Here is a 4,433-nt window from a genome sequence, read left to right as displayed (position 1 = left end):
CGGTGCGCCGATGATCTTGCTGATCATTCTGGCAGGGCTGGTCGTTTTTGGTGGCACGATCGCCTATGCAAACTCGGAACACTTTGCCCGTCGTATTGATGGGTTTCTGTCCCCCGATCTTGATCCCAACACCCAGCTTGGCTACGCGACCAATGCAATCCGCGAAGGCGGTTTTTTCGGTGTTGGCATAGGCGAAGGACAGGTCAAATGGTCGCTGCCCGACGCCCATACCGATTTCATCATCGCTGTCGCAGCCGAGGAATACGGGCTGATTTGTGTTCTGGTGATCATCGCGCTTTACACGGTGATCGTCGTGCGGTCCTTGCTGCGGTTGATGAAGGAACGCGATGTGTTCATTCGTCTTGCCGGGACAGGTCTTGTCTGCATCTTCGGGGTGCAGGCCATGATCAACATGGGCGTTGCCGTGCGGCTGTTGCCTGCAAAGGGGATGACCCTGCCGTTCGTATCCTATGGCGGATCGTCCCTGATTGCGGGCGGCATCGCCGTTGGTATGCTTTTGGCCCTTACGCGCAGCAGGCCGCAGGGTGCGATGGGGGATATCCTCTTGCGCCGGGCCAACCGATGACAGCGCCGCTTTTGGTTATCGCCGCCGGTGGTACCGGTGGCCACATGTTTCCCGCACAAGCCTTGGCCGAGGCAATGCTGGCGAAGGGTTGGCGGGTCAAGCTTTCGACCGACGCGCGCGGCGCCCGCTATACAGGCGGTTTTCCTGATGCGGTCGAGGTAAATGTCGTTGGAAGTGCGACTTTCGCACGCGGCGGCGTCTTGCAGAAACTTTTGGTGCCCTTTCGCATCTTGGGCGGTATCGCTGCCGCGAAATGGCGCATGTTGCGCGATCGCCCGGCAGTTGTGGTGGGCTTTGGCGGCTATCCTGCGATCCCTGCAATGTCGGCAGCTTGGGTTTTGCGCATTCCGCGCATGATCCATGAACAGAATGGTGTTTTGGGGCGGGTCAATCAGCTTTTCGCCAAACGTGTCGACCGCATTGCCTGTGGCACATGGCCCACCGTATTGCCCGGCAAGATAGAAGGCGTCCATACCGGCAACCCTGTGCGCGCGGCCATTCTGGAACATGCGGGCTCTCCCTACATTCCGCCCGGTGATTACCCGATGTCGATCCTTGTCATGGGCGGGTCGCAAGGCGCACGGGTGATGTCTGACGTAGTGCCGCCAGCGATTTCAGCTTTGCCCCAAGCGATCCGTCGCAACATTCGGGTCAGCCATCAGGCGCGGCCCGAGGATCTTGAGCGAGTCAGGGATTACTACGACAACGAATTGATTTCGGCCGAGGTGCAGACTTTCTTCGAAGATGTGCCGCGCCGCATGGCCGACGCGCAGTTGGTCATTTCCCGCTCCGGTGCTTCGACGGTTGCGGATGTCAGTGTTATCGGTCGCCCCGCGATCTGGGTGCCCTATGCAGGCGCGATCCGCGATGAGCAGACGGCGAACGCACGGCAATTGGTCGAGGCCGGCGCCGCGATACTGATTACCGAGGCTGATTTTGAAGTGGCTCTCCTGACTGCCAAGCTGGTGGAATTGTTGTCAGACGAGCAGGGAATGATGAAAATGGCACATGCGGCCTTGGCCTGCGGTGTGCCGGACGCGACGGAGCGTCTTGTGCAATTGGTTGAAAATCTGGCAGAGGCGGGCAAGACATGATGGATGGGGACTTAAGAATGAACGCAGCAACGAAACTGCCCCTCGATGTGGGACCGATCCATTTTGTTGGCATCGGCGGCATTGGCATGTCCGGTATTGCCGAAGTCCTGCTGAACCACGGCTATACCGTGCAGGGGTCCGATCTGAAGACATCCAAGATCACGGATCGCCTGAAATCGCTGGGCGCGATCATTTACGAGGGCCAGCGCGCCGAAAATCTTGAAGGTGCCGAAGTGGTCGTCATTTCGTCGGCGATCAAACCCGGTAATCCCGAACTGGATGAAGCGCGCGCCAAGGGCCTGCCGGTCGTGCGCCGCGCCGAGATGCTGGCCGAATTGATGCGCCTGAAGTCGAATGTGGCTGTTGCAGGCACCCACGGCAAGACGACCACGACCACGATGGTTGCCGCCCTTCTGGATGAAGGCGGGATTGATCCGACTGTGATCAACGGGGGTATCATCCATGCCTATGGCTCGAACGCGCGTATGGGGCAGGGTGAATGGATGGTCGTCGAGGCCGATGAGAGCGATGGCACCTTCAACCGGCTGCCCGCGACCATTGCCATTGTGACGAACATCGACCCCGAGCATATGGAGCATTGGGGTACAGAAGAGGCGCTGCATCAGGGCTTTTACGACTTCGTGTCGAATATTCCGTTTTACGGTATCGCTGTCTGCTGCACCGATGATCCTGATGTGCAATCGCTGGTGGGCAAAATCACCGACCGGCGCGTCGTCACCTATGGTTTCAATGCGCAGGCGGATATTCGGGCCATCAACCTTTCGTATCAGGCAGGTATCGCGCATTTCGACATCGCATTGCAAGCCGAAGGTGCGTTGATCGAAGGATGCGAACTTCCGATGCCGGGGGACCATAACGTGTCCAACGCGTTATCTGCCGTTGCTGTTGCGCGGCACCTTGGCATGAAAAAGGACGAAATCCGTGCGGCGCTCAAAGGCTTCAAGGGGGTCAACCGCCGCTTTACTAAAGTCGGTGAAGCAAACGGTGTCACCATCATCGACGATTACGGCCACCACCCCGTCGAGATTGCAGCGGTGCTGAAAGCCGCCCGTCAGGCGACAGAAGGTCGCGTTATTGCGGTCCACCAGCCACACCGGTTCACCCGCCTTTCACATCACTTCGATGAATTTTGCGCCTGCTTCAATGACGCCGACGTGGTGGGCATTGCTGAAGTTTTTGCCGCAGGCGAGGACCCGATCGAAGGCGCAAGCCATCGTGATCTGGTTGCCGGATTGATCCGGCACGGGCATCGCCATGCGCGGACTGTCGAGTCGGAAGAAGATCTGGAACGTCTTGTGCGCGAACAGGCCAATCCGGGCGATATGGTTGTCTGTCTCGGGGCTGGCACAATCAGCGCTTGGGCCAATGCGCTGCCTGACCGACTAAAAACGTGATCGACCCGCTGATCCTCATCGGCCTCTGGGTTGTTCTGGCATTTGTCATGGCGGCCTTTCCTTCCAATGATAACCACTGGCGGCGCGCGTATGTGTTGATAGCAGTCGGTATGCCGATGTTGTTCTGGATCACCTGGCGCGATGGGTTTTTGATGGGCGTGCTGGCTCTTATCGTCGGGGGGCTTGTGTTGCGGTGGCCGGTCTATTTCCTGTGGCGCAGGTTCAGGCAAAGTTTCGGAGGCAAGTGACATGGCAGAGATCTTGATACTTGGCATCATGCTGATATCTGCGGTTGTGCCTTTCGCTTTGCTGACAAAACTGATGCGAGGCGGACAAAGCGGACTGACCTTGGCGATTGTCTCTGCGATCGGCGGGACACTTGCAATATTCATCTACGCAAGCGGGCGGCCCTTCGGGATCGAACCTGTGTTCGCAATGGCTGTCGCGATGATCGGCTGCGTGCCTGCGCTTTTGGGCGCAACGGCAGGGGCGTTGCTGGGCTGGCTATTGCGCAGACAAGACGACCGGCGGGTCTAGGCCACTACGGTCTGGCGTTGATTTGGCATTCTGTTCTTGAGAATGTACACCGCCAGCGGATGCTATCGACCCGACAGGGATGAAGGCTAAAGCAGAATGGGTCGGTTGAGTTGCGGCTGCTTTGGCTGGACAAGAAGCGGTAAGGTAAAACATGAACACACTTCCCCCCGTGCGTGGCACATTGACACCGCACCGGCCCCTCGCTGATCTGACTTGGTTGCGTGTCGGTGGTCCCGCGGAAGTGCTGTTTCAGCCGGCCGACGCGCAAGATATGTCCGATTTTCTTGCAGCAATCGACCCGACAATTCCAGTTTTCCCGATGGGCGTGGGTAGCAACCTGATTGTCCGCGATGGCGGGATCAGCGGTGTCGTGATCCGCTTGGGGCGTGGCTTCAACGGGATCGAGATTGGTGAAAACGACATTACCGCAGGTGCTGCCGCCTTGGACGCCCGTGTCGCACGCAAGGCCGCGGACGCGGGCTATGACCTCACATTTCTGCGCACCATACCGGGCACGATTGGCGGGGCAGTGCGCATGAATGCGGGCTGCTATGGCACCTATATGGCGGATGTTCTGAAGGCCGTGACCGTTGTGTCTCGCGACGGCACCGTGACAGAGATGACCGCCGATGCGCTGCAACTTGCCTACCGTCACAGCAGCTTGCCCGATGGCGCGGTGATCGTTTCCGCCACGATGACGCCGCCCCATGCGGAGCCAATTTTGTCATCATCAATAATCGTTTCCATCAAATCTAAATTCGGTTCCTTGAAGGCGATTGTTGGTATATTAAACACTTTTTC

6 protein-coding genes are annotated in these 4,433 nt (G+C 58.3%); all 6 read left to right on the top strand.

Annotated features, from left to right (window positions below):
• A partial coding sequence (locus tag R6T97_RS14165) for an FtsW/RodA/SpoVE family cell cycle protein (RefSeq protein WP_410349944.1) occupies positions 1-586 on the top strand: 586 nt, incomplete at its 5' end.
• Positions 583-1,680, top strand: coding sequence for a UDP-N-acetylglucosamine--N-acetylmuramyl-(pentapeptide) pyrophosphoryl-undecaprenol N-acetylglucosamine transferase (locus tag R6T97_RS14160; RefSeq protein WP_410349943.1), 1,098 nt, complete (start codon positions 583-585; stop codon positions 1,678-1,680). The genes R6T97_RS14165 and R6T97_RS14160, both read left to right, overlap by 4 nt.
• 17 nt (positions 1,681-1,697) lie before the next feature.
• Positions 1,698-3,095, top strand: coding sequence for a UDP-N-acetylmuramate--L-alanine ligase (gene murC / locus R6T97_RS14155; RefSeq protein ID WP_410349942.1), 1,398 nt, complete (start codon positions 1,698-1,700; stop codon positions 3,093-3,095).
• A complete protein-coding gene (locus tag R6T97_RS14150) occupies positions 3,092-3,343 on the top strand; it encodes a DUF2484 family protein (RefSeq protein WP_410349941.1) in 252 nt (83 codons plus the stop codon). Before murC ends, R6T97_RS14150 begins: the two co-directional genes overlap by 4 nt.
• Position 3,344: 1 nt before the next feature.
• A complete protein-coding gene (locus R6T97_RS14145) occupies positions 3,345-3,632 on the top strand; it encodes a UDP-N-acetylmuramate--alanine ligase (RefSeq protein ID WP_410349940.1) in 288 nt (95 codons plus the stop codon).
• 151 nt (positions 3,633-3,783) lie between these two features.
• A partial coding sequence (locus tag R6T97_RS14140; protein ID WP_410349939.1) for an FAD-binding protein occupies positions 3,784-4,433 on the top strand: 650 nt, incomplete at its 3' end.

This window comes from Yoonia sp. (genome assembly GCF_046498525.1).
Lineage (GTDB): Bacteria > Pseudomonadota > Alphaproteobacteria > Rhodobacterales > Rhodobacteraceae > Yoonia.
The sequence above is the reverse complement of the archived record's forward strand: the minus strand, read 5'-3'. Positions and strand labels throughout refer to the sequence as shown.